A 26,709-nucleotide genomic window follows, 5' to 3' on the forward strand; every position below is an offset into this window, starting at 1 on the left:
TCCTACCTCCGCCGAGCCCAGTCTTCGATGTCGGCCAGCTCCGTCTCGACCGCGACCGAGGCGCCGAAGCCGCGGAAGCGGGCCCGTCGTGCCAGCCGCAGCTGTGTCGGTGCCAGCCCGCCCAACTCGTGCAGCGCGGAGCTCAGTGCGGAACGGAGCGTCTCGGCGGCTTGGACCGGGTCCGCGCCGACACCACCGTCCGGCTCCGGCAGCACGCCGTCGACCACGCCGAGCCGTAACAGTTCCCGCGCATTGAGGCGCAACGCCTGTGCCGCTGCGGTGACGGCTGTGTCGTCCTTCCAGACGATGGCCGCGCAACCCTCGGGGCTGATCACCGAGTACACGGCGTCGGAGAACATCAGCACGCGGTTCGCGACCGCCAAGGCCAGCGCGCCGCCGCTGCCGCCCTCGCCGATGATGACGGCCACCACCGGCACCGACAGCGTGGCCATCAGCCGCAGGTTCTCCGCGATGGCCACCGCCTGGCCGCGCTCCTCGGCGTCGGCGCCGGGGTAGGCGCCCGGCGTATCGATGAGGGTCACGATCGGCACGCCCAGCTTGTCGGCCATGCGCATCAGCCGTGCCGCCTTGCGATAGCCGGCCGGGGAGGCCATGCCGAAGTTGCGCGCGGCCAATTCTGTTGGAGTATGGCCTTTCTGGGTGGCCAGCACCATGACCGGCAGCCCGTCCAGGCGTGCCGTTCCACCGATCAAGGCCGGGCACTCGCCCGAGATCCGGTCCCCGTGCAGCTCGCGGAAGCCTTCGAAGGCATACCCGAGATAGTCCAGCGCGGTAGGCCGATCGAGTGAGCGTGCCTTCCGCACCTGGTCCCACGGATAGGCGTGGGGCAGCTGATCAGGGTCGGTGACTATGGCGGACGAGCGCTCGGGGCGCCGGGCAGGGATCTGCGGTCTGTCACCGGAGCCGTTCAGTCGCAACAGGTTTCCCAGCTCGGCCCGCAATTGTGCCCTGGGCACGATCATGTCGATGAAGCCGCGCTCGAGCAGGAACTCGGCGGTCTGGAAATCCGCCGGAAGCTGTTGCCGGATGGTCTGTTCGATGACCCGCCGTCCGGCGAACCCGAGGCGGGCACCGGGTTCGGCGATGATGACATCCCCGAGGGTCGCGAACGAGGCTGCCACACCGCCGAAGGTCGGATCCGCGATCAGCGAGACGCACAGTACCCCCGCCAGGTCGAGGTCGCTCAGAGCCGCGCTCGTCTTCGCCATCTGCATCAGCGACAGCGCGCCCTCCTGCATCCGTGCGCCACCCGAGGACGTGACCAGCAGCAGCGGAATGCGTTCGGCCAGCGCGGTTTCGATCGCCAGGGTGATCAACTCACCGACGGCGGTGCCGAGGCTGCCGCCGAGAAACCGGAAGTCCATCACCGCCGCGATCACCGGTTGGTCGTCGATGGTCAGGCGCGCGCAGAGCACCGCCTCCGCCATCCCGGTCTGCGCCTGGGCCCGGGACAACCGCTGCCAGTAGGGCACCGTGTCGACGAAGCCGAGCGGATCGGTATTGGTCATCTCGAACGGCAGCACCGTGAATCGGCCGTCATCGGCCAGCTGCGTGAGCCGCTCGCGGGCGGTGACGGGCAGATGCGCGGCACACTCGGGGCACACATGGAGGTTGCGGCGCAACCGCCTGCCGTAGATCGGTGTCTTGCAGGCGCGGCACAGCACCCACTCGACGTCGGCCGCCGGATCGGGTTCGGTGACAGCGGGGTTCAGGACAGTTTCGGTCATCGTGCTTCCTCAGGGTTGTCGATCACCTGATGGGAGAAGGCGATCGCGGCCGACTCGACCTGCAACGCCTGATGCCCGGCCACCGAGTTGATGTCGCGCCAGAAGCGCTGCACCGGGTGACCCGCGGCCTGGCCGCTGGTGCCGACCGCGCGCAGCAGCCGGTTGGCGACGCCGACGAGCATGTCGGTCGCCACCGCCACGTCGCGCCAGTTCCGCATGGTGTCGTACGTCGTGACCGGTGGGGCGTCGGCGGTCGCCGCCGCGCGACCGAGCAGCAGCTCGGCCGCCTCGATCTCGGCGGCGGCGCGGGCCAGCGTGACGTCGTGGGTGGTGCGGTTGAACGTCGGCATGCCGGGCAGGGCCGGCTTCGGCTGGTTCGCGGCGACGCGGATCTTCGGGGTGACGTGGTCGAGCCAGCCCTGCAGCGCACCCTTCGCCGCACCCAGCACGGGGTCGGCGAACATCATGGTGGTGGCCTGCATGGGGACCGAATGACACGGCGCGGCAGAGTCGTTCGCGCGTCCGGCGAACAGTTCGGCGCGCCCGATGGTGCGCGCCTCGGGGACGAAGACATCCTCTACGATCACCATATTGCTGCCGGTCGCCGCCATCCCCATGTTGCGCCAGGTGTCCACGGTCCGCATCGCGGCGCGGGGCACGGCGAGCACCCTGGGCTCCGGCTCCCCGTCGCGCGGCACCAGCGCCGTGAGCATGCCCCAATCGGCGTAGTCGATCGCGCTCACGAACGGCCAGGTGCCCGACAGCCGATAGCCGCCGGGGACGGGTTCGGCGGTGCCGGAGGGCGACAAGGCCGCTACCAGTAGCGCATCCGGTCCGTCGGCCCAGATCTCCCGGTATCCCGCGGTGGGCAGATGCGCCGCCATCCGCGAGGTGTGTGCGGTCAGCGAGGCGCACCATGCGGTCGCGGTGCAGCCGGTGCCCAGCGTGGCGACCGCCCGGCCGAGCTCGGCGAAGGTGCCCATCGTGCCGCCGCACTCGGCGGGCACGAAGTGCCGCGGAAAGCCCGCGACGACAAAGGATTTCACCACGTCGGGAGCCAAGCGCCGATTCGCCTCGGCGGTCGTGGCTTCGGCGGCCGCCACGGCCGCGACGTCGTGCGCCGCCGACAGCAACAAGGTGGGGCTGTTCTCGGACTCGGACATGAATTCTCCTCGGGTCAGGGGTAGTTCGGCACATCGGAGACCACGGTCGCAGCGGCGGGTCGAGATCCGCTCGATGCCCGCTGGGGCACCGGGCACCAGCCGGATTCGACCGGAATCCGAGCGGGCACAGCGATGCTGAGCGTCATGAATCCGGCGATCACCGCGGCCGACGACGAGTTGCGTGCGTTTCTCGACCATGCGGAACTTCCAGCGATGCTGATGACCGTTGCCCACCTCACCGGCGACCTGTCCGTGCTGCGCGACGACCTGCGCGCACCGGGCTGGCTGTTCGCGCCGCAGGGTGGCCTGACCGACGCCCAGCAGGCGCAGGCACGAGAGGTGGCCTTCGCGGCATTACGGCGGCTGCGCGACGAGGGACTGCCCGCGGCACCGCCGGACCGGGCCCTGCTGCGGGCGATCACCACCTGGGCCATGGGTTCGGACACCTCGGACCTCATCGGACTGCTCACCGAGGAGATCGCGCTACCCGAGCACGATCCGAAGGCGCCGCGCTGGACCGCGGGCGCCGCAGCGAGCCCGTTCAGCGTGGCGATCGTCGGCGCGGGTTTCAGCGGATTGCTCGCCGCGTACCGGCTCGCCCAGACCGGCGTCGACTTCGTGATCTACGAGAAGAATCCCGAGGTCGGCGGCACCTGGTTCGAGAACTCCTACCCCGGCTGCCGCACCGATGTGGCCAGCCACCTGTACAACTATTCCTTTGCGCCCAAGCCTGATTGGCCCGAGCACTTCTGCACGCGAGACGTGGTGCTGAACTACCTGCGCGACTTCGCCAACGAGCACGGCCTCACCGAGCACATCCGGTTCGCCACCGACGTTCGCGAAATGGCCTGGGACGACCGGGAAATGGTCTGGCAGCTGACCACGCGCGATCCCGACGGCAACGAAACTGTCCGGCACAACGCGGTGATCAGCGCCGTCGGCCAGCTGAACCGCCCGCGACTGCCGGACATCCCGGGCCGCGACGAATTCGCCGGACCCGCTTTCCACTCGGCGACCTGGGATCATTCGGTGGACCTCACCGGTGCGCGGGTCGCGGTGATCGGCACCGGGGCGAGCGCCTATCAGCTCGTGCCCGCACTCGCCGGCACGCCCGCGGAAATCACAGTGTTCCAGCGCAATCCGCCGTGGCTGCGGCCGACCCCGCACTATCACGACACGATGTCCGAAGGCGCGCAGTGGCTCTTCGCGCAGGTGCCGTATTACTTGCAGTGGTATCGCTTCTGGCTGTTCGCCCCGGGGCTGCGCGGGATTCTGGAGGGCTGGATCGTCGACGAGGATTATCCGCCGAGTGAGCATGCGGTGTCCGCGCGGAACGAAGAGTTGCGTGCGTCGTTGTGGCAAGCGATGCAGGCCCAGCTCGCCGATGCGCCGGAACTCGTGGACAAGGTGATCCCGAGGTACCCGGTCGGCGCCAAAAGAGTGCTGCGCGACAACGGTCGATGGTTGGCGACACTGAAGCGACCCGATGTGCGGCTCGTCTGCGACCCGATCGAGCGGATCACCCCCGCCGGAGTAATCGCGAACGGAACCGAGTTCGACGCCGATGTCATCATCTACGCCACCGGTTTCCGCGCCTCGGAGTTCCTGCTGCCGATGCGGGTCACCGGCCAGAGCGGCGTCGACCTGCACGAGATGTGGAACGGCCAGTCGCGGGCCTATCTCGGCATCACCGTGCCGCAATTCCCGAATCTGTTCTGCCTGTACGGGCCGAACACCAATCTGGTCGGCCAGGGCGGCAGCATCGTCTACTTCTCCGAATGCGGCACGACCTACATCCTCGACGCGATCCGCCTGCTGCTGGCGAACGGCAAACGCGCGCTGACGGTCCGCAAGGACGTGCACGACGCCTACAACGCCCGGGTCGACAACGGGAACCGCAATCGCGCCTGGCAGCGGACGACGGTGGGCGGCTGGTACAACGAGAACGGCCGCTCGGCGGTGAACTGGCCGTTCACCGCCCGCGAGTACTGGTCGCGCACCAAGCGGGTGAATCCGGCGGACTACGATCTCTGCTGATCGCAACCCGCCGGAACACGGCCTAGTCGGGCAAGCGGATCGAAAAAGAATGCCGGAACACGTCATTGGGGTCCCACGTGCACTTGGCTCGCTGCAACCGGTCGTAGTTGGCACCGAACATGAAGGCCGGCCAGGCGACGCCGGACTGGTTGTACCGGTCATCGAAGATATCCGGATCCGGCGAGTTGATCTGGCAGCCTTCGTACCGATCACCGGGCACCGGATATCCGCCCGTCGACGCGAACGTCTGACCGTAGATGTCCCGGACCCAGTTGATGTGCATGTCGTCCTCGGCGGCCTCGGTCCAATAGCCCTGGAACCAGGCGAAGAAGGCCGAATTGCGTTGGAACACCAGCGTTTCCGTCGGACTGAACGAGTTGACCTTGCCGCCGGCGATCGCGCCGAGCTGCAGCACCGCCGCGCCGGGTGGCGGGGCCTGGTAGTCGGAGCGGGTCATGTTCCGGTAGATCGCCGCGATCTGCTCGTCGGTGAAGTTCTCCTTGAAGTAGGCCGCTTTGACCGTGCTGCGCAATGTCGCGTTGGTCATCACCGTCGGATTGCTCGTATCGACCGTCTCGGTGGAGGCCCACCACCCCAGCCTGCGGCGGGGGAACGGGCCGGTGATGCCGGTGCCCGCGGTGACGGCGGCGAGGTAGTCGTCGAGCAGCTTCTCCGCGCCGGGCACAGTCGCGTCGACCTGGGTGAGCATCCCGATGCCGCCGCCGGACACATGCCCGACGAAGATCATGCCCGCCACCTCCCGGCCGGGGGAGTCCGGATGCTTGTTGTCCACATGCCATTGCCCGTGGTTGCGGAGCAGATTCGCGAACTTCTCCTCGTCCAGTACCGCCCACGGGATGAATTGCGTGTGGATGAGAACTTCCGTCGGCGGTTGGGGCAGTTGCATCTCCGGATCGTCACCGAAGGCCTCGCGCGACCGGAACCAGAACCGGGTGATCACGCCGAAGCTGCCACCGCCGCCCCCCGAACACGCCCACCAGAGATCGTTCAGCGCGCCGGTGTCGTCGCGGCAGGCGACCACCGCCCTGGCGCAGCCGTCGGCGTCGACCACGACGATCTCGACCGCCTCGATCAGATCACTGACATTGCCGTGCAAGCGGGACAGCAGCCCGTGGCCGCCGCCGGTCGCGTGACCGGCGATACCGGTCGACGGACATACGCCGCCCGGCAGCGTGACACCCCAACCGCGAAACAGCGTTTCATAGATTTCCATGAGCAGCGCGCCACTCTCGATCGCGAAAGCGCAGCGGTCCCGGTCGTAATAAATGGCGTTCATCTGCGACATGTCGAGAATGATCTCGGCCTCGGCGTGGTAAACGAGATCACCATACGAATGGCCGCCGCCGCGAATGGATATTCGTTTGCCGGAGTCGACCGCCTCCTGTACGGCCCGCACGACCTGCTCGGTGTTACCGACCAGCCAGACCGATTCCGGTGCGGCGACGAATCGCCTGTTCCAGCCGACGACCATTTGTGGATAACGTTTACTGTCGGGCGTGATGACCACCGGCCCGAATTCCGTTGCAGTCGACGTGATTTCCTGCACAGCACCCTCCCGTAATGCTCGCATAAAACATCCGGCGCCCGGCCGATCGGTCGCGGACGCCAAGGCACAGAAAAGAAATCCATCCCCTTGCGGTGAGGTTATCGCCGGGCCGGGCGGGCGGACAATCGCTCGAAGGTACGGGTTCGGCTACTCGACCGGCTAGTTCTGCCGGCCGCGCGTAAGTGTGAGGATGAGAGGGCGAACAGGTTCGAACGTCGGCAAGGGAGGGCCATGCAATCGAACAGCACGACCGTGGTGGGGGAAGACGCGTTGGCGCCGCAGAAGACGCTGGTCAGCGATTTCATCCGGCTGTTCTACAACGAGAAGAACTTCGACCGCGCCGCCGAACTGCTCAGACCGGATTTCGTCAACCATCATCCGGGCGTGGGAGTGGGGCGGCAGCGCACCGTGGATACCTTCCGCAAGGAGGTCGGTGATCCGTTTCCGGAGTTCACCTTGACGATTCGGCGGATGGTGGCCGAGGACGACCACGTATGGACGCACGGCCTGGTGCAGCTCGAACCGGACGGCCCCGTCGCGATCGTGGTCGACATCTGGCGCATCGAGGACGGTTTGCTGGCCGAGAAATGGGACGTGCATCAGGGGGTGCCGGAGGGCTCCAGCGTCGCGGAGATGTTGTCGGACTGGCCGTCATGATCTAGGCAACGCCGCGGTCGGAAAGCCCAGCGACCGGGCGATGGCCGCGGCCTCACCGCGCGAACCCGCGTTGAGCTTCTTCAGGATCCGCGCCACGTGGAATTTCACCGTGTGCTCGCTGATGTGCAGGTCGTCGGCGATCGCGCGATTGCGGTGCCCGAGCACGAGGTGGCGCAGCACGTCGACTTCGCGCGGATTCAGCGTGCTGCGCAGGTCGGAGCGCGGTATCTCGCGAACCAGCAGCGGCAGCCGGATGGTGACGGTGGCGCCCCAGCCGGGCACCGCGTCGAGCACGAGCGACCCACCGAGCACGGCCACTCGATCGGTGACCCGATGCGGGGTGAACGACTCGACAGTGAGCGTGCCCGGCCCGTCGTCGCGGATCGTCATCAGCAATTCGGTGTCGGCCAGGTCCCAGCACACCCGGATTCGGCTGATCCCGTCCTGCGCGAGCATCGACAGGACACAGCCGCGCGCGACCGTCCGCGCGATCTCGGTGACGTGCGAGGGAATGTGGCGCTGACCGCCGTCGAAGGCCGAATATTCGAGGGTGACGGCGCCGTAGTGCGAGAGCATGCCGAGCATGTCCGACAGCCGGGTGTACGCGCGGTCGGCTCGCTCCTCGCCGAGGATGTCGGCGACCCGGTCGACGTCGTCGACAGAGCGGTGCCTGATGATCGCGGAGACCGCGATGTCGACGGCCGTCCGGCGCGCCGTCGCGTCGTCGAGATCCCGGGCCCGCAGCGCCGCCAGCAGTGTGGACAGGGTGGCGGCGTGCTCGTCGGCGAGGTCGGCGATCGCGCGGACCCGATCGCCGCCGGCGAGTAGCCCAGAGGATTCGACGGGGGCGACGGTCTGGATCAAGTCGCGAATGCGTGCCGTGGTCAGGTCCCACAGCTGCTGCACAGTCTCGGCCGTCGCCGCAGGCGGCTCGGCGTCGCCGTCGGTGACGACCGCGAGCAACGCGCCCGCGGAGTTGGGCGGGGACGCCGCGAAGGCGAGCACGTCGCGCGGCGCGCCGGCCAGCACCGCGCGCCCGAACCTCGGCGTGCCGACATCGACTTCCCGTGCCAGCGCCGACATTTCGGTCGTGCTGACGCACTCGGTGAGCTCGGCGTCGCCCGTCGCCCACAGCGGCGATTTCGGGCAGTCGCCGGTGAGCATGATCAGCGCGCGATGGTCGATCAGCTCCAGGAGAATCTTCGACAGGGTGGCCAGAATTCCGCTCAGTGGCGAACGCATCAATTCGTTCGCCGATGCCAAGGCCCTTGCCGAATTTCCCCAAGCCCCGCCTTCCATATGCCCGAGAATACGTCGCTCGGCCACGGGTGTCGCCGGTATCACCGAGCCGCGACCCAGGGCCTGTCGCAAAGTCCGGCCGGATGCCTCCGGGGGCTGGATCGCCGCCTGGCCGCGTTGTCGTCGTCGCCGATACAAACCCGGTATCGGCAACTCCTCCGCCTTGCCAGGCGACGATCCAGCCCCCGGATGCATCCGGCCGGACTTTGCGACAGGCCCTAGCTGTGCTCGACCGAGACTCGAGCCGGGCCGCTCAGCATTACTCCAGACATCAACCCTGGAGAGAGGTCGTGTTGAGCAAGATGACCATGATCACCGAGCCCGTTGGTTCCGTGCGATGACCCCCCGCGTGGTGATTACCGGAATAGGGGTCCGTGCCCCTGGCGGCAACGGCATCAAGGAATTCTGGAACCTGCTGACCGAAGGTCGCACGGCGACCCGGCGAATTTCGTTCTTCGACCCGTCGCCCTACCGCTCCCAGGTCGCCGCCGAGGCGGATTTCGACCCGGTGTGGGAAGGCTTGAGCCAGCGGGAGATCCGCCGGATGGACCGGGCCACCCAGTTCGCGACGGTGTGTGCGCGTGACGCGGTGGCGGCCAGTGGGCTGAACTTCGAGTCGATCGACCCGCAACGGGTCGGCGTCACCCTCGGCAGCGCGGTGGCCGCGGCGACCAGCCTGGAGCGCGAGTATCTCGTGCTGTCCGACTCCGGCCGGAACTGGCTGGTCGACTACGAGTGGCTGTCCCCGCACATGTTCGACTACCTGGCGCCCAGCGTCATGCCCGCGGAGGTGGCCTGGACGGTCGGGGCGGAGGGGCCGGTGTCGTTGGTCTCCAACGGATGCACCTCCGGGCTGGACTCGGTGGGTCATGCTTGCCAGTTGATCCGCGAGGGCAGCGCCGACGTGATGCTCGCCGGCGCCACGGACACCCCGATCACGCCGATCGTCGTGGCGTGCTTCGACGCGATCAAGGCGACGACGACCAACAACGACGATCCCGAGCACGCGTCGCGGCCATTCGACCGCTCCCGCAACGGTTTCGTGCTGGCGGAGGGGGCGGCGATGTTCGTGCTGGAGCGTTACGAGCACGCCCGGCGACGCGGCGCGCATATCTATGCCGAGATCAGCGGGTACGCCAGCCGGTGCAACGCCTACCACATGACCGGCCTGAAGACCGATGGTCGTGAGATGGCCGAGGCCATCCGCGCCGCCTTGGACGAGGCGCAAATCGACGGCACCGCCATCGATTACATCAACGCGCACGGCTCCGGCACCAAACAGAACGACCGGCACGAGACGGCGGCCGTGAAACGCGCGCTGGGCGAGCACGCTTACCGGACCCCGGTCAGCTCGATCAAGTCGATGGTCGGGCATTCGCTGGGTGCGATCGGTTCGGTGGAGATCGCCGCGTCCGCGCTCGCGCTCGAGTACGGGGTGGTGCCGCCCACGGCGAACCTGCACGAGGCCGATCCCGAATGCGACCTCGACTACGTGCCGCGCGTCGCGCGCGAACTCGACGTGCGGACCGTGCTCACGGTGGGCAGCGGGTTCGGCGGATTCCAGAGCGCGATGGTGCTGCGCCGCCCGGAAGGAACGACTCGATGAGCGTCGGCAACCCCGTGGTGACGGGCATCGGCGTGGTCGCGCCGAACGGCCTTGGGCTCGAACAGTTCTGGGACGCGACATTGCGCGGCATCAGCGGGATCGATCGGCTGACCCGGTTCGACGTTACGCGCTATCCGGTGCGACTGGCGGGCGAGATCACCGGCTTCGACGCCGCGGATCACCTGCCCGACCGGTTGCTGCCGCAAACCGACGTCTCGACCCGGCTGGCGCTCGTCGCGGCCGACTGGGCGCTCGCGGACGCCGAGCTGAAACCCGGCGAGCTGGTCGACTACGACATGGGCGTGGTCACCGCGAACGCTTGCGGCGGTTTCGAATTCACCCACCGTGAGTTCCAGAAGCTGTGGTCGCAGGGCCCGCAGACGGTGAGCGTGTACGAGTCGTTCGCGTGGTTCTACGCGGTCAATACCGGGCAGATCTCGATCCGCAACGGTATGCGCGGCGCGAGCAGCGCCTTGGTCGCGGAGCAGGCCGGCGGGCTCGACGCCATCGGGCACGCACGGCGGACCATCCGGCGCGGGACGCCGTGCGTGGTGACCGGCGGCGTCGACTCGGCGCTCGATCCGTGGGGCTGGGTTTCCCAGATCGCAGGCGGGCGGCTCAGCGACGCGACCGATCCAGCACGTGCGTACCTGCCATTCGATTGCGCGGCACAGGGTTTCGTGCCGGGGGAGGGCGGAGCGATCCTGATGCTGGAGGATCCCGATGCGGCCAGGGCCCGTGGCGCGAACCACGCGTACGGCGAGATCGCCGGGTACGCCTCGACTTTCGATCCGCCGCCCGGTTCGCCGCGGCCGCCCGGCCTGCAACGCGCGGCCGAACTGGCGCTCGCCGACGCGGGTATCACGCCCGCCGAGGTGGACGTCGTTTTCGCCGACGCGGTAGCTCTTCCGGATGCCGACCGGGCCGAGGCAACGGCCATCGGCAACATCTTCGGCCCACGGGGAGTGCCGGTGACGGCGCCGAAAACGCTGACCGGACGGCTGTATTCGGGCGGTGGGCCGCTCGATGTCGCCGCGGCGCTGCTCGCCATCCGGGACGGCGTGCTCCCGCATACGACGGGCACGCACGACGTGCCCGACGACTACCAGCTCGATCTGGTGCGGCAGGTGCCGCGACCGGCTCGGGTCTCGACCGCCCTGGTACTCGCCCGCGGCCTGTGGGGATTCAACTCGGCCGTGGTCGTACGGCAGGCGAGCGGCTGGCCCGCCCGTCCCGCCGTGTCCGAACACCATGCACAATCAGAGGAGACATCATGCGCAAGATCATGACCATCGACGACCTGCGACGCATCCTGATCGCCAGCGCGGGCGAACCGGACCGGCCCGTGTCCGACACCGAATTCGCGGACACCCTCTTCGAAGAGCTCGGCTACGAATCGCTGGCGCTGATGGAGTCCGCGGCCCGGATCGAGCGGGAGTTCGGGGTCGGCGTGCCCGACGATCGGCTCATCGACCTGCGCACGCCGGGTGAGTTCATCGCACTCGTCAACGAGGCCGCCTCGGACGCGGCGTAGGCGGCAGTCTTCATGCCTGCCACCGCCGATACGGCCGTGCTCTTCCGCGATGTGATGGCGCGCTATCCGAGTGGCGTCACGATCGTCACCACGACCGACGGGCCCCGGCCGGTCGGCTTCACGGCCAGCTCGTTCTGTTCGGTCTCCGCACAGCCACCGCTCGTGCTCGTCTGCCTGGCGCGGAAAGCGAACTGCTACCCCGTCTTCGCGCACGCCGACCGGTTCGCGGTGAGCATCCTGGCCACCGGCCAGGGTGCCCTCGCGAGCCGGTTCGCGAGCAAGAACGGCGACAAGTTCGGTGCGGGCGGTTTCGTGCCGACCGCGCGCGGCGGGCTGGTGGTCGCCGACTGCGTCGCGGCGCTGGAGTGCACGGTCCACGATCGGCGACCGGCCGGTGATCACCTGATCATGGTCGGTGCGGTGGAACAGCTTTGCGCGCCGAGCGAGCTACCGCCTGCCGTCTACTGCGACCGCAGGTTCGCGGACTTGGTGTAGCACGGGCGGTCGTTCAGCTGCGTTGCCCGGTAGATCGTTCTACTCTCAAAGAGAGTACGCAAGAGCATCTTACGAGCTCGAGGGGAACGATGTCCGACACTGTTGCGCCGCCCCGCACCGATCAAGCTCCGGCCTATCCGAGCGACCGGACCTGTCCCTATCAGCTACCCGAGCAGTATTCCCGGCTCCGGGACGGCGACGACTCGCTGCGCCGGGTGACCCTCTTCGACGGTCGCCCGGCCTGGGTGGTGACCAAGCACGAGACCGCCCGGGTGCTGCTCGCCGACCCGCGGCTGTCCTCGGATCGGTCGCATCCGAACTTTCCCGCGGTGTCGCCCCGCTTCCGGATGTTCCGGAACGGCCCGCGGGTGTTCATCGCCCTCGACCCGCCCGAACACACCGTCAAGCGGCGGATGCTGATCAGCGAGTTCACCGTGAAGCGGATCAAGGGGATGCGCGCGGACATCGAACGCATCGTGCACGGCTGCCTCGATGACCTGCTCGCCGCGGGACCGCCCGCCGATCTGGTCGGCCGGTTCGCGCTGCCGGTGCCGTCGCTGGTGATCTGCCGACTGCTCGGGGTGCCGTACGCGGACCACGAACTGTTCCAGGACGCGAGCAGGCGGATCGTGCAGGGGGCCACCGCGGCGGAGGCGATCGGTGCGCGGGCGGAAGTCGAGGCCTACCTCGACGGGCTGATCACCAGGTTGCAGAACCAACCGGGTCCCGGGCTGCTGTCCGCGCTGGCCGCCGATCAACTGGCGCACGGCGGTACCGATCGGGGCGAGCTGGTCGCGACCGCGATGTTGCTGCTCGTCGCGGGCCACGAGACGACGGCATCGATGATCGCGCTGTCGGTGATAACCCTGCTGGCCCACCCCGATCAGTACGCCGCCTTGCGCGCCGACCCCAGCCTCGTTCCGGGTGCGGTCGAGGAACTGCTGCGCTACCTGGCCATCGCCGACGTGGGCGGCGGTCGATTCGCGACGGCCGACATCGAGATCGACGGCCACCTGATCAAGGCGGGCGACGGCGTGCTCGTCAGCAACGCCATCGCCAACCGCGACGGCGCGGTCTTCGCCGAGCCGGACACCTTCGACGTGCGCCGCTCGGCCCGCCACCACCTCTCGTTCGGCTACGGGGTACACCAGTGCCTGGGCCAGAACCTGGCCCGGCTGGAACTCGAGATAGCCCTCGCGGCGCTGTTCGAACGCGTTCCGACGTTGCGCCTGGCCGTGCCCATGGAACAACTGACCCTGCGACCCGGCTCGACAATCCAAGGCGTCAACGAACTTCCGGTCACCTGGTGACCGATGCAGGCCCGAAAGGAGACCCCATGCGGATAACCGCCGACCGAACCGTCTGCGTCGGCGCAGGCCTGTGCGCACTCACCGCCCCCGCCGTCTTCGACCAAGGTGACGACGACGGCCTCGTCGAAGTGCTCGACCCCGCCGCCGACGACCCCGCGGTCCGCGAGGCGGTCGACCTCTGCCCATCCGGTGCTCTAGCGTTGACGGAGTAGTCCCTCCGGCGGATGTGCTGACCCTCGGTCTGGGGGCTTGCGAGCGCGGCATCCGCTGGCAATATTGAAAAGTATGATTTTCAAATATTGCGGGTGTTCGGTTAGGGCGGGGGCTCGATGATCCGCACGGTGATTCGGTGGCTGCTCGCTGTCGGAATCGCGTCGTGTGGGCTGTCTGTCGCTGGACCCGTGGCGCACGGCGAGTCAGGGGATTTGGTTGCGACGCAACGTTTTCCGGCCGATTGGGGCGATGGGTACATCGTCACGTATCGCACCGAAGGCTCCGATGGTCGTCCGGCGCTCGCTCGTGGCCTGCTGATGGTGCCGTCGGGGCCCGCGCCCGCAGGTGGCTGGCCGATGATCTCCTTCGATCACGGGGCGGGCGGGCTCGGCCCGGCCTGTGGCGCCTCGGCCTCGGCCACCATGCCGGTGGATGTGCCGTACTTCCGCAGGCTCAATTCCCTTGGCTACGCGGTTGTCTCCACCGACTACCTGGGGTTGAGCCCGGTCGCCGAGCAGGTGCACCCGTATCTGCACGCGCGCACCGAGGCCACCGCCACCATCGATATCGTCCGTGCCGCAAGAGAATTCACCGACTCCGTCGGGAAGAGCTGGGCGGTGTTCGGAGTGTCGCAGGGTGGTCACGCGGCGCTGGCCACCGCCCGCCTGGCCTCGACGTACGCGCCCGAACTCGACTTCCGCGGCGCCGCGGCATTGGCGCCCGGATCTCAGCTCGAGTACCTCTTTCCGCTTGCCGGACCGCACATTCCGCGTTCGCCGCTGCTGGACAACTCGATAGCGGGCGCGTCGGTGCTGCTCATCGCCTTCCTGGCCGGAATGTGGGCCACCGACCCGACTTTCGATCTGACCCCCTACCTGACACCCGCCGGTGCCCAGGTGCTGAGCGAACTGAGAACCGCATGCCAGGACCGGTGGCCGACGATCATCGGTGGGCACGGACTCGGCGAGCTGCTGGCGCGTCCGCTGTTCGAGGAGCCCGCTCGCCGCGCGATCGCCGACTACGTCGCGATACCGGCCGACGGATACCGGCAGCCGATCTTCCTCGGGCACGGCACTCGTGATGTCGCGGTGCCGCCACTGCTGACCCAGGCCTTGGCGAACGAATTCGCCCTGGCCGGAACGGAATACGAGTACCGCACCTTCGACACCGATCATGAGGGGATCATGGGCCCCGGATTCGACGCCGGGGTGGAATTCTTGCAGCGGATACTCCCGGCCGGACGGTAGCGACCGGTACGGCGTCAAGGCAGCGGTGCGGACCAGCGCAGCACGGTGCCGCCGCCGGGTTTGTGGTCGATGCGGAAGGTGCCGCCTGCCTGTTCGGCGCGGGCGGCGAGGTTGGCGAGGCCGCTGCGGCGGGTGTTGTCGGCGGGGACGCCGGTGCCGTCGTCGGTGACCTCGATGGTGACGTCGTCGCGGATCTTGAGTTCGACCGCGACGGTGGTGGCGGAGGCGTGCCGGACGACGTTGCTGACCGCTTCGCGTAGGACGGCTTCGACGTCGTCGGACAGGGGTGGGGCGAGGACGGTGACCGGTCCGGCCAGGCGCACGGTGGTGCGCAGGCCGGTGTCGGCGGTCATGTCGACGATGATGCCGTGCAAGTGTTTTCGGTATTTCGAGGAGTCGGCGGTGGTGTTGCTCTGCAGATCGAAGATGGAGTGGCGGATGTCCTGCACGATCGCCTGCACGTCGTCGATGGTTTCGAAGAGGCGGGACTTGACCTCGGGTGCTCGGGCTCGCTGCGCGGTGCCCTGCAGGGACAGGCCGACGGCGAAGAGGCGCTGGATGACGTGGTCGTGCAGGCCGCGGGCGATGCGGTCGCGGTCGGAGAGTACGTCGAGTTCGCGGCGCTGGCGCTGGTTGTCCGACAGTTGCAGCGCCAGCGCCGCCTGATCGGCGATCGCGGCCATCATCGACTGCGCCGCCGTGTCCAGTGGCGGTGCGCCGGTGGGCCGCAAGGTGGTGAGCACGCCGATGACCGACTGGCCCGCGCGCAACGGAAGGACAAGGGCCGGACCGAAAGTGGCGGTGGAGTCGAAGAGGTCGGTGTAGGCGAGCCGGTCGACCGCGGCGGTGTGTCCATCTCGGAACGCAGCGCCGGAATGTGAGTCGTCAACCGGGATCCGTTGTCCGAGTAGCTTTTCCGCGCCGGTGCCCGCAGCGGCGACCACCACCAACTCGGTCACCTCGTCCTGCGGAATGTCCGGGTCCTCGGGCAGGGCGAGGAAGGTGCACGACGACTCGGTGAGCGTCAACGCGCGGTCGGCGACCAGCGTCAGGACCTCGTTCGGTTCGCCGCCCGCCAGCAGTTCGGTGGCCACATCGCGGGTCGCCTCGAGCCACTGCTGCCGCTGCCGGGACTGCTCGTAGAGGCGGGCGTTCTCGATGGCGATGCCCGCGGCCGCGGCGAGTGCCTGCACGACGACCTCGTCGTCCTCGGTGAACTCTTGACCACCGGCCTTCTCGGTGAGGTAGAGATTGCCGAAGACCTCGTCGCGGACCTGGACCGGGACGCCGAGAAAGGTGCTCATCGGCGGATGGTGCGCGGGGAACCCCACCGAGGACGGGTGATCCGAAAGATTCGCCAGCCGAATGGGTTTCGGCTGTTCGATCAGCACGCCGAGGACGCCGTGGCCGCGCGGCAGGTCGCCGATCATCACGCGGGTGCGGTCATCGATGCCCTCGTAGACGAACTCCGACAGCTGCAAACTCGCCTTGTCGGTTTCGCGGACGCCGAGCGCGCCGTAGCCTGCGTCGACTAGTTCGATGGCGGTGTGCACGATCGAGCGCAGGGTGTTGTCGAGGTCGAGTCCGGCGGTGATCACCAGCATGGCCTCGATGAGCCGGTCCATCTGGTCGCGGACGTCGACGATCTGGGCGATCCGGTCCTGGACTTCGATCAGCAGCTCACGCAGCCGGAGCTGCGACAGCGTTTCGGTCACCGGCGTGCGGCCGCCGGCGGCTGTGACAGGCGGCTCGCTATCCATACCCAGGATTCTTTCACGCTCGGAGGTTTCGAATTCTTCCCGCCGGGTGTGCGAGTCAGGCGGCTTACCGCTCCCGGTCCGGCTGGTTCAGCTTGGAGGCCAGGACGGCGGCTTGGGTGCGGCGTTCGACGCCGAGTTTGGTCAGCAAACGGGAGACGTAGTTCTTCACCGTCTTCTCGGCCAGGAACATCCGGCCCGCGATCTGCCGGTTGGTGAGGCCCTCGCCGAGCAGGGCGAGCAGCACGCGTTCCTGGTCGGTCAGGCTGGCGAGCGGGCCGGTCTTCGCCTCGGCCTCCGAGCGGAGCTTGGCCATCAACGCGGCGGCGGCGCGGTTGTCCAGCAGGGATTTACCGGCGCCGACCTCGCGGATGGCTTCGATGAGTTCGAGGCTCTTGATGTCTTTGACGACGTAGCCGCTGGCCCCGGCGAGGATGGCGTTGAGCATGGCCTGCTCGTCGGTGAACGAGGTGAGGATCAGGCAGCGCAGGTCCGGGTTCGCGGAGAGCAGTTCGCGGCACAGTTCGATGCCGTTGCCGTCGGGTAGTCGCACATCCAGCACCACCACGTCGGGGCGCAGCGCGGGAATGCGGGCCAGGGCCTGGGAGAACGTGCCTGCCTCACCGATCACTTCGAGGTCGGGCTCGAGACCGATGAGGTCGCCGACGCCGCGGCGGACGATTTCGTGGTCGTCGACCAGGAACACCTTGATCGTGGGCAACTCCGGCATTCCTCCAGGTTACGGAGCAGCCGGGCGCGGGGCGACGGAGTTGGACCCTGTTCTGAGGACCTAAGTCCCTTGACGCATCGAGGTCGGTCGAAGTCGAGATTCGTGACCTCATTCTCGGCGCCGCCGTAGATCGCGACATCGAGGGCCCGCGCGCCGGGCGATCGGCGTCGGAAGTCCTACGGGCAAGGGCCGTCTTCCCCTTACCCGGGCCGATACGCCGGTGCGACGGTGGGTCGACAGGAGACGGAGGCACGCGACATGGATTACGGATTGCCCGACAGCACCACCCTCGAGACCGCATTGGCGCTCGCGGCGCGAGCGCCGTCGGTCGCCGACACCCAGCCGTGGCGCTGGCAGATCGGCAGTCGCTCCATCCATCTCTACCTCGATCCGGCATGGGCGGCCGATCCCGATCAGCGCGGGCCGGTGCTGAGTTGTGGTGCGTCCCTGCATCATTTGCGCGTCGCACTCGCGGCACTCGGCTGGTCCGCGGTGGTCCGTCGACTGCCGAACCCCGCCCAGCCCAACCACCTGGCGTCGGTGCGGCTGCTACGTCATCGCCCGACGCCGGTGGAAATCGCACTGAGCGCGGCTATTTCACGCAGGCGCACCGACGACCGGCACTTCACCTCCCTACCGATCCCACCCGGCTGTCTAGGCTTGGTAACCGAACGCGCCACCGCCCTGGGGGCACTAGTGCGCCGAGCCGCCGATCCGGCCCGCGAACAGGTGACCGAGCCGAGCGACCGAACACCGAACCCTGATTTCGCCGAGTTGCTTGTCATCGGAACACCCGCCGACGACCGAACCTCCCGGCTGCGTGCCGGCGAGGCCCTGAGCGCAGTCCTGCTGACCGCCACCAACATCGGTCTCGCCACCTCTCTGCTCACCCACCCCCTCGAAACCCCGGAACTGCGCCGCACCGTCCGCACCGGCGTGCTCGACGGCACCGCCCACCCCCAGGCCGTAGTCCGCATCGGCTGGGCACCGACCGGCACCGGATCGCCGGAGCCGACTCGCGAGGACGCGCGAAGCTGGGTGTGCCGCAGCAGTCACGCGGGTCCCTGCTGAATGTGCTGGAAGCAGTACGGCGTCGGCGTGCGCGCGATTCCACGCTGGAGTATCACGGCCCGCAGCCGCCGGTACCGTGCCCGACAGGTCCGGCGATGGCAGCCACCGTCACGCTCGTGGGCGTCCGGGTGCCGACGCGACACAGCGTGCAGGACCTCCCGCACTTGGCCCCCGCATCGTTCTGGGGAGGGCACAATGCTGAGACAGTGTTGGCACGTTTTCTGCCGGGTCTCCGGCAATTCGATGGCTACCAGCGGGCGTGGCTCAGGTCCGACGTGGTCGCTGGTATCACCGTGGCCGCGTATCTCGTTCCGCAGGTGATGGCGTACGCGACTGTCGCGGGGTTGCCGCCGGTGGTCGGGTTGTGGGCGGTGCTCGGGCCGCTGGCCGTGTATACGCTGCTGGCTACTTCGCGGCAGCTGTCGGTGGGGCCCGAGTCGACGACCGCGTTGCTCACCGCAGTTGCGCTGGCTCCGCTGGCCCTCGGCGATCCCGAGCGGTATGCCGCGCTGGCGGCGGTGCTGGCATTGCTGGTCGGCGGGGTGTGTCTGCTCGCCGCGGTCGCGCGGTTGGGGGTGCTGGCGGATCTGCTGTCCAGGCCGGTGCTGATCGGATATCTGGCGGGTACTGCGGGGATGATGATCGCCGGTCAGCTCGGGCGCGTCAGCGGGGTGCCGGTGAGTGGGGAATCCATTATCGCGCAGCTGCGTTCGTTCGTAACCCAGCTGGACCAGTGGCACTGGCCGACCAGCGTGCTCGCGGCGGCGGTGTTGAGCGGGCTGTTGGTCCTGGCCTGGCGTGCGCCGCGGGTGCCGGGCCCGCTGCTGGCGGTGCTGCTCGCCACCGGGGTAGTTGCGGTGTTCTCGTTGCAGCGCTATGGCATTCGGGTCGTCGGGACGATCCCTGCGGGCATTCCGGTACCGGGCCTGTCCGCGGTCGCGATGGCCGATGTGGCGGCGCTTATTCTGCCGGCTGTCGGCATTGCGGTAGTCGGCTTCTCCGACAATGCGCTCACCGCAAGGGCTTTCGCCGCACGTAACGGCTATCGCGTCGAGGCGAACACCGAACTTGCCGCGCTCGGCGCGACCAATGTGGCGGCCGGGGTGCTGCACGGGTTCCCGGTGAGTTGCAGCGGCAGCCGGACCACGATCGCGGATGCGATGGGCGCGCGCACGCAGCTGTATTCCGTTGTCGCGCTGGGCAGTGTGCTCGCGGTGCTGCTCGGTGCGCGCGACGTCCTCGCGGCGTTCCCGTCGGCGGCGTTGGGAGCCTTGGTCATCTACGCGGCGTTGCGGCTGATCGATGTGGCCGAGTTCCGGCGGATCGCCCGATTCCGGCGCAGCGAGCTGGTTCTCGCGCTGGGCACCGTCGCGGCCGTGCTGGCCCTCGGCGTGCTCTACGGCGTGCTGGTGGCGATCGCGCTGTCGACGTTCGACCTGCTGCGTCGCATCGCCCGCGCGCACGATGCCGTCCTCGGCTTCGTGCCGGGATTGGCGGGCATGCACGACATCGACGACTACCCCGGCGCGAAACCCGTTCCGGGACTGGTGATCTACCGCTACGACGCCCCCCTGTGCTTCGCCAACGCCGAGGACCTGCACCGCGGGGCGCTCGCGGCGGTCGATTGGTCGGCCGAGCACGGCGGCGAGCCGGTGCGCTGGTTCGTGCTCAACGTCGAAGCCAACGTGGAGGTCGACCTCACCGCCCTCGACGCCGTCGAACAGCTCCGAGCCGACCTGGCCGCGCGGGACATCGTCTTCGCGATGGCCAGGGTGAAGCGGGATCTGCGCGACGACCTGGACGCCTTCGGGTTGACCGCCGCGATCGGGGAACACCACCTCTATCCGACCCTGCCCACCGCGGTGGCCGCCTACGAGGCGGACCGCGAGAAGAGGTCGCCCGATAGGTGACCTTGTTCTCCGCCGGTGACAGCGCGATGCTCGAAGTCGATGGCGGACCCTCCGAAAGGACAGACCATGGCAGCCGAAAGTCCCTCGAACGCAACGCAAGAACCGACGATCCTGGTCGCCGTCGACGGGTCCGCGAGCTCGTATCAGGCCGCGGCGTGGGCGGCGGTCGAAGCCGTGCTGCACAACTGCCGGCTGCACCTGCTCACCTCGATGGCGATCCAGCCCGGCTTCGGGCCCGGTCTGGGGTTGGGGGAGACGGATCTGGACTGGTTGCGTGTCGACGGGGAGCGAATCCTCACCGAGGCCGGCAGAGTGGCCCGCACGGCGGCGCCGGGCGCGGCGCCGCGTATCACCAGTGAGGTGTCGTTCGAGCTGGTCATCCCGATGTTGATCGAGCGTTCGGCGCAGGCGCGGATGCTGGTGGTCGGCAGCCGGGGGATCGGTGCGTTCCAGCGTGGGCTGCTGGGTTCGGTCAGCACCGCCACCACTCACCATGCGCATTGCCCGGTCGCGGTCATCCACGGGAATGCGGCGATCGATGCCGTGTCGGCGTCCCAGCCGGTGCTGGTGGGTGTCGATGGCACCGACAACAGCGTGCCCGCGGTGGAGCTGGCGTTCGAGGAGGCGTCGCGGCGTAAGGTCGGGCTGACCGCGTTGCATGCCTGGAGTGACACCAGTGGTTTCGATCTGCCGGTCGCGGGCTGGGATGCCGCGCAACAATCCGCGGAGGCTGTGCTCGCGGAGAGCCTCGCGGGCTACGCCGACCGTTATCCCGATGTCGCCGTGCGCCGAATCGTGGTGGCCGACAGGCCTGTTCGATCCTTGCTCGAGGAATCGTCGAACGCCCAGCTGGTTGTCGTCGGCAGCCACGGACGCGGCGGATTCGCCAGCATGGTCCTGGGCTCGACCAGCAACGCACTGCTGCACTCGGTCGAGGCGCCGATGATCGTCGTGCGCGAACGCTGACCGCACCGCCGGGCGCGGGGTCGAGAGCATTCGGCCCCGCGCTTTTGCTGTTCTGTCGGAGCCTTGACAGTTCTCTTCGGTAAGTGGAGACTTACGGTTCGTAGAGACTTACCAAGCAGGAGATGAATGGGGTGCGCTCGCCGATCGGATGCGGCGCACGATTTTGGAGCGCCTGGCCGAGAAGCCACAGGCGGTCGGTGAGCTCGCGCGGGCGTTGCCGATCAGCCGCCCTGCGGTTTCCCAGCATTTGAAGGTGCTCAAAGATGCGGGGCTGGTGCTGGATCGGGCCGTCGGTACGCGCCGGATCTACCAGTTGAATCCGGACGGGATGGGCGCGCTGCGTGCGCAACTCGACCGGTTCTGGAGTCGAGCCCTCGCGACATATCAACAGGTAGTCGAAGAAGATCAGGAGAAGTCATGACCCAGACCGAAGTCGAACCGGTGCAGTTGCAGATCGTCGTCAACGCACCGTTGGAGCGTGCGTTCGCGCTGTTCACAGAGCGCTTCGACGCGATAAAGCCGCGCGAGCACAATCTGCTGGCGGTCCCGATCGCCGAGACGGTGTTCGAGCCGCACGTCGGCGGGCACATCTATGACCGGGGCGAGGACGGCAGCGTATGCCGGTGGGCGCGGGTGCTGGCCTACGAGCCGCCGAATCGGGTGGTGTTCAGCTGGGATATCAACGGGCGCTGGGAAATCGAGACCGACCCGGACAAGACCAGCGAGGTGGAGGTCCGGTTCACCGCCGAGGGTGCGGACCGTACCCGCGTCGAGCTCGAACACCGGCATATCGATCGCCACGGTGACGGGTCGGCGGCCGTGCGGGCCGGTGCCGGCGGTGACGGTGGCTGGCCGCACTATTTGCAGCAATACGTCGAGGTTGTCGATCGGGCGGCTCGAGGCTGACCGGCTACGCCGTGTGCTGACCACTCGCGCCGGTATGCGCATGCACTGATCGGTGGAGCGGGCCGCGGCTGGGCGGCTTGCCGCGGCCCGCTCGATCAGCGTGCCTGTCCGCGATCCGTCCGGTCAGGGTCCTTGGTCCCGTGGCCACCGGACCAAGGTCTTCGGAAGCGGGATGCACGTTCATCCACGTCGCGTGGTGAACACGTCGGTCAGTGGGCGCCGCGGCGTCGGGGGCGGTTCGTGGTCATCCGGTGCCGTGCCGATGCGAATGACGACCTGCGACAGCCCGTCACGGGCAGTGAGGCCTGAGAGCAGTCGGCGGCCGGCGGGAACCTCGGTGACGTGGGTGAGGGCGCAGGTGTGCAGCCCGGCGGCCGTGCACTCGAGCAGCACCACCGACAACGCTTCGCCCGTGTGCAGCCACTGCATGGCTGAGTCGCCGGTCGAGCTGAGCACGACCAATCGTGCACGGTCCTCGATCTCGGCGCGGCGCATCGAATGCGGCACCGGCGGAAACGCCCGCCCGACCCCCACCCGGGCGAACTCGGCATCGGAGACCATGGACGGCGGTGGGATGCCCTCCGGCATCTCGTGATGCCCGGTCCACCACTGCAATTCGGCCTGGTACTGCATGTCGTAGCGGCGTAACGCGGCCGACTGTGCCGACGCGGTCGTCAGCCGTGCTCGCGCGCTCTCGTCGAGCACGTCGAGCTCGATCTCGTGCGGCGACACCAGCTTTCGCAAGGAGTGCACGATGTCGTCCCAGCGTTGCGGCGCGAGCATCGGCAGCCGATCGGTGTACCGGCGGTCGATCGCCTCGGTGCGGACGCGGATCCCGTCGGGCGGGTCGGGCCACGGCCGGAACTCGATGGTCGCCAGGTGCTGCGGCTGAGCGGGGTCGGGCAGGCGCACCGTGTCGGTGTGCCAGTGGTAGGCGGCGAAGGCGCTGCGCAGATGGTGTAGCCCCGCGCCGCAGCTGATCAGCTGCTGGCGCCCGCGGGGATCGGTGGCCAGTAGTTGGCGGTCGGTGTCGATGTAGAGGCGCAGGCGGGTTCCGTCGAACACCCAGCGCCACGGCTGCGTGTTGTGCACCGACGGCGCGCGACAAGCCAGCCGCATCGCCGCCAGCATGGTCGGGTGGTCCGGCACCTCGGGATCTCTGTCGGTCATATCGCGAGTTTCGTCCGGGTCCCGGTGCCGCCGATATGGCCTTTGCGCAGCTGATCCGGGGACCTCCGGCCCCAGTTCCGGCGGGTGCGGCCGGCGAGGTCCTTACGAGGCAATCGGACCCTATGGCCTCGGGACCTTCGGCCCTGCCCGCCCACGGCGCGCGGTGGTGACATGGGAGCCGCCGGAAGCCAATCGAGTCGAGGGTATTCCGCCGCATTCATCGAAGCGAAGGGTAGGGAACACTGTTGCCGCGCGATCTGACACAACGCGAAATCCTGACCGACCTCGAACCGATGGCCGAGGACTGTGTGCACCGGCACCTGTCGATGACCAAGGACTGGCAGCCGCACGACTACGTGCCGTGGGACGAAGGCCGCAATTTCGCGGAGTTGGGCGGGATCGATTGGGAGGCCGGGCAATCGCGGCTCAGCGAGGTCGCCAAGGCCGCGATGGTGACGAACCTGCTCACCGAGGACAACCTGCCCTCCTATCACCGCGAGATCGCCGAGAACTTCTCCCGCGACGGCGCCTGGGGCACCTGGGTCGGCCGCTGGACCGCGGAGGAGATGCGGCACAGCACAGTGATCCGGGACTACCTGGTGGTGACCCGCGGCGTCGACCCGGTCGCGCTCGAGCAGGCCCGGATGATCCACATGACCAGCGGTTTCGCCTCCGGCGCCACCGCGGCCGACGTCGCCAGCGGCGCGGGCTTCCTGCATTCCGTTGCCTACGTGAGCTTTCAGGAGCTGGCCACCCGCGTCACCCACCGCAACACCAGCCGGGTCTGCCAAGACCCGGTCGCCGACCGGATGTTGCAGCGCATCGCCGCCGACGAGAACCTGCACATGATCTTCTACCGCACCATCTGCGGCGCGGCCCTCGACCTGGTCCCGGACCAGGCGATCGAGGCCATCGACGCGATCGTCCGGAACTTCCAGATGCCCGGCGCGGGCATGCCGAACTTCCGGCGCAATGGCGTGCTGATGGCCAAGCACGGCGTCTACGACCTGCGCCAGCACCTCGAGGACGTGCTCTCGCCGGTGCTCCGGCAATGGAACATCTTCGGCCGCAGCGACTTCACCGCCCGCGGCGAGCAGATCCGCGAGCGCCTCGCCACCTACCTCGACGACCTGGCGACGGTGAAAATCCCGAAATTCGAAGAGCAGCGCGACCGTTCGCTCGCCCGCGAGCGCGCGCGAGCCTGAGTCGGCGGAACGGCCAGCCGGTCGGCGGTAATCGGCAGGCTGTCGGCAGTGCATTCCGGACCTTTGGGGGAGGTGGTGGGGTCGAGGTCGTGCGTAGCGTAAATCGGCGTGGATATGGCCTTTTCGAGAAAGCGCGTTCGTAGGATTTGGCTGCTCGCGGGCGTTTCCGCGTTGGTTCTGGGTGGGTGCGCGGTGTCGGCGGCGGACAGTTTTGTCGCGGATATTCGGGCCGACAGTAATCGGGACGGCGTTGTCGACGGCAACGATGTCGGCGGTCGGATCGAGAAGGGCAAGTGGACAGCGGAGTACGGCGCTGTGCTGTTGCCGAATATCGGGGACGTGGCGCGGCGGTGCCCGTCGAGTAGCAGCCAAGTTTCCGACGATGAGCTCGCGGGCTGTCATGATGCGGCCGATGATGTGGCGCGTGCACCTGATTATCTGGCGCCGATGGTGACCATGCCTTTCGGGCGGGCCGCCGAGGGGGCGACCGGGCGGGTGGCGGCGGTGGGGATCGGGGCCGAGAAGATCCGGATATTCGTGAAACGCGCCGACGCGTGGGTAATGCTGGGGCCGGGCGCGGCGCTGACCGAATCCGAACTCCGGCATGGCGCGACTCTCGGGATCGATTCGCGGGATGTCGTGCGTGATCGGACGGTGTGGGATGGGTCTGTGACCGTTCGTTTTACGGTCCAGCGCGGTAATCGGACGGTCACCGATGAGGTCGCCCTTCGCGTGGCGCCGGTTGTCCTTCATCATCACAACCAGAGCGTGGAGACACTGCTGGTGTCCGAGAGCGGTGACGACGAAAGCCATGCCCGGTTCGTAGGCGAATTGGCTTCGGCGGCGCGCGCCAGTGGGTTGAACGCGCCGCTGGTCCGGCTGAATACCACCGACACCTGGGGCCAGGACTTCCTGGAGTTCGGCTATGTGTCGATGCCCGGCCGGGGCGGCAAGAGTATTTCGATGCGCATCGCGATCCGTTCCCCGCAACCCGAACGGGAAGGCGGCCGTGCGGTCTTCGACCTCAGGGGTCCGGGTGTGGGAGCGATTCAACTCGGCGGAGTCGGTAGCGACCACGTGGACGGGTTCGGAAATGTCGAGACGATACCGCCGCACACGCACGCGGGACGCGAGTTTCCGGCAGGTCGGGTAATCATCGGCACCGGAAACGTGGACAACCCGGCCGCGACAAGTGTGGAATTGCAAAAGTTCTTCAACGCCCAGCAGATTCAGCCGCCGGTGATACTGGACGCCTCATGGCTGATCGTCGGGCACGTCGACGAATTCGTTCAGTTCTTGCCGACGGCTTCCGGTCGCGGGTGGCGGCCCGCGGTCACCGATCCCCGGCGCGGTCTTCAGGTCCTGCGTGATCAGCAACGAGCCGGGCACGGCAGCGCGCCGGCGTTCTCCCGCCCTGGCGTCTCCGATCGGACCATCGACGACATCCTGGCGGACCAGAAATTCGTCGCCGACAACGAACGCGCGGCGCAGAAGATCGAAGCGAACGTCGCGCGGCTGCACCAGGAGTCCGGGCTGAAACCCGAGGAGTTCGTGCGCATTCCAGGTCTTTACAAAGGCGGCGACATACCAGAAGCACCGGACGCGCTGACGAGCTTCTACCCGGGCGCGGTCAATGGCGTGCTGATGAACGCGACGAACTACATCTCGGCGCGGCAGTGGGGCCCGATCGTCGACGGACGGGACGTGTTCGAAGCCGCGGTGACCGAGGCGTACCGGTCGGCCGGAGTTTCGGTGCACTACATCGACGAGTGGGAGGCGCTGCACCTGGGTGGCGGCGAGATCCACTGCGGGACGAACGTCATGCGGCAGCTCGGTAGTCCGTCGACTAGGTGAAAACTACCGACGCGAACAGTGCGCTGCCCCCGTGACGATGAGTGCATGGCAAGACGACAGTACGTACCCATCCCGACCGGCCACCCGTCATGAGCCCGCAGGCCCCAGCCGATCGGCCGGAAAGAACAGCTTGTCGGGGGATACGCCCGATTACACACTGCCACTTAGCATTAGAGCCCGGCGATCAGCCGCACGGACTGCCCTCCGTTGTCGCTGTCGGGTGGCACGGCCGATCACCGCAGAGGTCCGCCGGTCTCGGTTATC

The 26,709-nt window shown here is 68.0% G+C and carries 22 protein-coding genes and 1 pseudogene; 16 read left to right on the forward strand and 7 right to left on the reverse strand.

What is annotated here, in order from left to right; all coding sequences use genetic code 11:
* Nucleotides 1–2: 2 nt before the first annotated feature.
* Both accD and NN4_RS02865 read right to left on the reverse strand, forming a co-directional pair.
* Nucleotides 3–1,748, reverse strand: a complete 1,746-nt coding sequence (gene accD, locus NN4_RS02860) for an acetyl-CoA carboxylase, carboxyltransferase subunit beta (protein WP_147128365.1) — start codon at nucleotides 1,746–1,748, stop codon at nucleotides 3–5.
* Nucleotides 1,745–2,911, reverse strand: coding sequence for an acyl-CoA dehydrogenase family protein (locus tag NN4_RS02865; RefSeq protein WP_147128366.1), 1,167 nt, complete (start codon nucleotides 2,909–2,911; stop codon nucleotides 1,745–1,747). Before NN4_RS02865 ends, accD begins: the two co-directional genes overlap by 4 nt.
* Nucleotides 2,912–3,055: 144 nt before the next feature.
* Between NN4_RS02865 and NN4_RS02870 the strand changes: the two genes are divergently transcribed.
* Nucleotides 3,056–4,948: a flavin-containing monooxygenase gene (locus NN4_RS02870; protein WP_222594953.1), complete on the forward strand. Its 1,893-nt coding sequence runs from the start codon at nucleotides 3,056–3,058 to the stop codon at nucleotides 4,946–4,948.
* A 22-nt stretch (nucleotides 4,949–4,970) separates the two neighbouring features.
* On the opposite strand, the gene NN4_RS02875 is transcribed toward NN4_RS02870, so the two are convergent.
* Nucleotides 4,971–6,515, reverse strand: coding sequence for an FAD-binding oxidoreductase (locus tag NN4_RS02875; RefSeq protein ID WP_222594954.1), 1,545 nt, complete (start codon nucleotides 6,513–6,515; stop codon nucleotides 4,971–4,973).
* 231 nt (nucleotides 6,516–6,746) lie between these two features.
* On the opposite strand from NN4_RS02875, the gene NN4_RS02880 reads away from it, so the two are divergent.
* Nucleotides 6,747–7,172, forward strand: a complete 426-nt coding sequence (locus NN4_RS02880; protein ID WP_147128368.1) for a nuclear transport factor 2 family protein — start codon at nucleotides 6,747–6,749, stop codon at nucleotides 7,170–7,172.
* Here NN4_RS02880 and NN4_RS02885 read toward each other — a convergent pair.
* The gene (locus NN4_RS02885) at nucleotides 7,167–8,414 is read right to left on the reverse strand and encodes a helix-turn-helix transcriptional regulator (RefSeq protein ID WP_186818232.1); all 1,248 of its coding nucleotides are present in this window, start codon (nucleotides 8,412–8,414) and stop codon (nucleotides 7,167–7,169) included. The genes NN4_RS02880 and NN4_RS02885 overlap by 6 nt on opposite strands.
* Before the next feature lie 394 nt (nucleotides 8,415–8,808).
* On the opposite strand from NN4_RS02885, the gene NN4_RS02890 reads away from it, so the two are divergent.
* The 7 genes from NN4_RS02890 to NN4_RS02920 all read left to right on the forward strand — a co-directional run bounded on the left by NN4_RS02890 (nucleotide 8,809) and on the right by NN4_RS02920 (nucleotide 14,876).
* Nucleotides 8,809–10,077 carry a beta-ketoacyl-[acyl-carrier-protein] synthase family protein gene (locus NN4_RS02890; protein WP_147128370.1) on the forward strand — a complete coding sequence of 423 codons (1,269 nt, stop codon included), beginning with the start codon at nucleotides 8,809–8,811 and terminating at the stop codon, nucleotides 10,075–10,077.
* On the forward strand, nucleotides 10,074–11,366 hold the full coding sequence (locus tag NN4_RS02895; protein WP_147128371.1) for a ketosynthase chain-length factor: 1,293 nt from the start codon (nucleotides 10,074–10,076) through the stop codon (nucleotides 11,364–11,366). The genes NN4_RS02890 and NN4_RS02895 overlap by 4 nt, the downstream gene beginning before the upstream one ends.
* Complete coding sequence (locus NN4_RS02900; protein ID WP_222594955.1) at nucleotides 11,351–11,611, forward strand: acyl carrier protein; 261 nt, start codon at nucleotides 11,351–11,353, stop codon at nucleotides 11,609–11,611. Before NN4_RS02895 ends, NN4_RS02900 begins: the two co-directional genes overlap by 16 nt.
* Before the next feature lie 12 nt (nucleotides 11,612–11,623).
* Entirely contained in the window at nucleotides 11,624–12,106 is a 483-nt protein-coding gene (locus NN4_RS02905) for a flavin reductase family protein (protein WP_147128372.1), read from the forward strand.
* 89 nt (nucleotides 12,107–12,195) lie between these two features.
* Nucleotides 12,196–13,416, forward strand: a complete 1,221-nt coding sequence (locus tag NN4_RS02910; protein ID WP_147128373.1) for a cytochrome P450 — start codon at nucleotides 12,196–12,198, stop codon at nucleotides 13,414–13,416.
* A 26-nt stretch (nucleotides 13,417–13,442) separates the two neighbouring features.
* Entirely contained in the window at nucleotides 13,443–13,628 is a 186-nt protein-coding gene (locus NN4_RS02915; protein ID WP_147128374.1) for a ferredoxin, read from the forward strand.
* 213 nt (nucleotides 13,629–13,841) lie between these two features.
* The gene (locus NN4_RS02920) at nucleotides 13,842–14,876 is read left to right on the forward strand and encodes a lipase family protein (protein WP_186818233.1); all 1,035 of its coding nucleotides are present in this window, start codon (nucleotides 13,842–13,844) and stop codon (nucleotides 14,874–14,876) included.
* 14 nt (nucleotides 14,877–14,890) lie between these two features.
* Here NN4_RS02920 and NN4_RS02925 read toward each other — a convergent pair whose 3' ends face one another.
* Nucleotides 14,891–16,636 carry a GAF domain-containing sensor histidine kinase gene (locus NN4_RS02925; RefSeq protein WP_147128376.1) on the reverse strand — a complete coding sequence of 582 codons (1,746 nt, stop codon included), beginning with the start codon at nucleotides 16,634–16,636 and terminating at the stop codon, nucleotides 14,891–14,893.
* 64 nt (nucleotides 16,637–16,700) lie between these two features.
* Nucleotides 16,701–17,363, reverse strand: coding sequence for a response regulator (locus NN4_RS02930; RefSeq protein ID WP_147128377.1), 663 nt, complete (start codon nucleotides 17,361–17,363; stop codon nucleotides 16,701–16,703).
* 258 nt (nucleotides 17,364–17,621) lie between these two features.
* Between NN4_RS02930 and NN4_RS02935 the strand changes: the two genes are divergently transcribed.
* The 5 genes and pseudogenes from NN4_RS02935 to NN4_RS02955 all read left to right on the forward strand — a co-directional run bounded on the left by NN4_RS02935 (nucleotide 17,622) and on the right by NN4_RS02955 (nucleotide 22,216).
* Nucleotides 17,622–18,434, forward strand: a complete 813-nt coding sequence (locus tag NN4_RS02935; RefSeq protein WP_186818234.1) for a nitroreductase family protein — start codon at nucleotides 17,622–17,624, stop codon at nucleotides 18,432–18,434.
* Between the two features lie 206 nt (nucleotides 18,435–18,640).
* Entirely contained in the window at nucleotides 18,641–20,344 is a 1,704-nt protein-coding gene (locus NN4_RS02940) for a SulP family inorganic anion transporter (RefSeq protein WP_246180678.1), read from the forward strand.
* Between the two features lie 66 nt (nucleotides 20,345–20,410).
* The gene (locus NN4_RS02945; protein WP_147128379.1) at nucleotides 20,411–21,310 is read left to right on the forward strand and encodes a universal stress protein; all 900 of its coding nucleotides are present in this window, start codon (nucleotides 20,411–20,413) and stop codon (nucleotides 21,308–21,310) included.
* A gap of 100 nt (nucleotides 21,311–21,410) precedes the next feature.
* A pseudogene (locus NN4_RS02950) lies at nucleotides 21,411–21,731 on the forward strand (ArsR/SmtB family transcription factor); the annotation flags it as partial.
* Nucleotides 21,728–22,216 carry an SRPBCC family protein gene (locus NN4_RS02955; protein WP_147128381.1) on the forward strand — a complete coding sequence of 163 codons (489 nt, stop codon included), beginning with the start codon at nucleotides 21,728–21,730 and terminating at the stop codon, nucleotides 22,214–22,216. The pseudogene NN4_RS02950 and the gene NN4_RS02955, both read left to right, overlap by 4 nt.
* Before the next feature lie 180 nt (nucleotides 22,217–22,396).
* On the opposite strand, the gene NN4_RS02960 is transcribed toward NN4_RS02955, so the two are convergent.
* Nucleotides 22,397–23,386 carry an Acg family FMN-binding oxidoreductase gene (locus tag NN4_RS02960; RefSeq protein ID WP_186818235.1) on the reverse strand — a complete coding sequence of 330 codons (990 nt, stop codon included), beginning with the start codon at nucleotides 23,384–23,386 and terminating at the stop codon, nucleotides 22,397–22,399.
* A 245-nt stretch (nucleotides 23,387–23,631) separates the two neighbouring features.
* On the opposite strand from NN4_RS02960, the gene NN4_RS02965 reads away from it, so the two are divergent.
* On the forward strand, nucleotides 23,632–24,591 hold the full coding sequence (locus tag NN4_RS02965; protein ID WP_147128382.1) for an acyl-ACP desaturase: 960 nt from the start codon (nucleotides 23,632–23,634) through the stop codon (nucleotides 24,589–24,591).
* 192 nt (nucleotides 24,592–24,783) lie between these two features.
* Nucleotides 24,784–26,445, forward strand: a complete 1,662-nt coding sequence (locus tag NN4_RS02970; RefSeq protein ID WP_186818236.1) for a protein-arginine deiminase domain-containing protein — start codon at nucleotides 24,784–24,786, stop codon at nucleotides 26,443–26,445.
* Nucleotides 26,446–26,709 lie beyond the last annotated feature (264 nt).

This window comes from Nocardia ninae NBRC 108245, assembly GCF_007990755.1.
GTDB classification, from domain to species: Bacteria; Actinomycetota; Actinomycetes; order Mycobacteriales; family Mycobacteriaceae; genus Nocardia; species Nocardia ninae.

Excerpts from the sequence above, each read along its gene's own strand:
- NN4_RS02865 (WP_147128366.1), bottom strand. The coding sequence starts at position 2,911 with ATGTCCGAGTCCGAGAACAGCCCCACCTTGTTGCTGTCGGCGGCGCAC.
- NN4_RS02895 (WP_147128371.1), top strand. The coding sequence starts at position 10,074 with ATGAGCGTCGGCAACCCCGTGGTGACGGGCATCGGCGTGGTCGCGCCG.
- NN4_RS02945 (WP_147128379.1), top strand. The coding sequence starts at position 20,411 with ATGGCAGCCGAAAGTCCCTCGAACGCAACGCAAGAACCGACGATCCTG.
- NN4_RS02960 (WP_186818235.1), bottom strand. The coding sequence starts at position 23,386 with ATGACCGACAGAGATCCCGAGGTGCCGGACCACCCGACCATGCTGGCG.
- NN4_RS02925 (WP_147128376.1), bottom strand. The coding sequence starts at position 16,636 with ATGGATAGCGAGCCGCCTGTCACAGCCGCCGGCGGCCGCACGCCGGTG.
- NN4_RS02905 (WP_147128372.1), top strand. The coding sequence starts at position 11,624 with ATGCCTGCCACCGCCGATACGGCCGTGCTCTTCCGCGATGTGATGGCG.
- NN4_RS02900 (WP_222594955.1), top strand. The coding sequence starts at position 11,351 with ATGCGCAAGATCATGACCATCGACGACCTGCGACGCATCCTGATCGCC.
- accD (WP_147128365.1), bottom strand. The coding sequence starts at position 1,748 with ATGACCGAAACTGTCCTGAACCCCGCTGTCACCGAACCCGATCCGGCG.
- NN4_RS02955 (WP_147128381.1), top strand. The coding sequence starts at position 21,728 with ATGACCCAGACCGAAGTCGAACCGGTGCAGTTGCAGATCGTCGTCAAC.
- NN4_RS02885 (WP_186818232.1), bottom strand. The coding sequence starts at position 8,414 with ATGCGTTCGCCACTGAGCGGAATTCTGGCCACCCTGTCGAAGATTCTC.
- NN4_RS02930 (WP_147128377.1), bottom strand. The coding sequence starts at position 17,363 with ATGCCGGAGTTGCCCACGATCAAGGTGTTCCTGGTCGACGACCACGAA.
- NN4_RS02915 (WP_147128374.1), top strand. The coding sequence starts at position 13,443 with ATGCGGATAACCGCCGACCGAACCGTCTGCGTCGGCGCAGGCCTGTGC.
- NN4_RS02910 (WP_147128373.1), top strand. The coding sequence starts at position 12,196 with ATGTCCGACACTGTTGCGCCGCCCCGCACCGATCAAGCTCCGGCCTAT.
- NN4_RS02870 (WP_222594953.1), top strand. The coding sequence starts at position 3,056 with ATGAATCCGGCGATCACCGCGGCCGACGACGAGTTGCGTGCGTTTCTC.
- NN4_RS02890 (WP_147128370.1), top strand. The coding sequence starts at position 8,809 with ATGACCCCCCGCGTGGTGATTACCGGAATAGGGGTCCGTGCCCCTGGC.
- NN4_RS02935 (WP_186818234.1), top strand. The coding sequence starts at position 17,622 with ATGGATTACGGATTGCCCGACAGCACCACCCTCGAGACCGCATTGGCG.
- NN4_RS02880 (WP_147128368.1), top strand. The coding sequence starts at position 6,747 with ATGCAATCGAACAGCACGACCGTGGTGGGGGAAGACGCGTTGGCGCCG.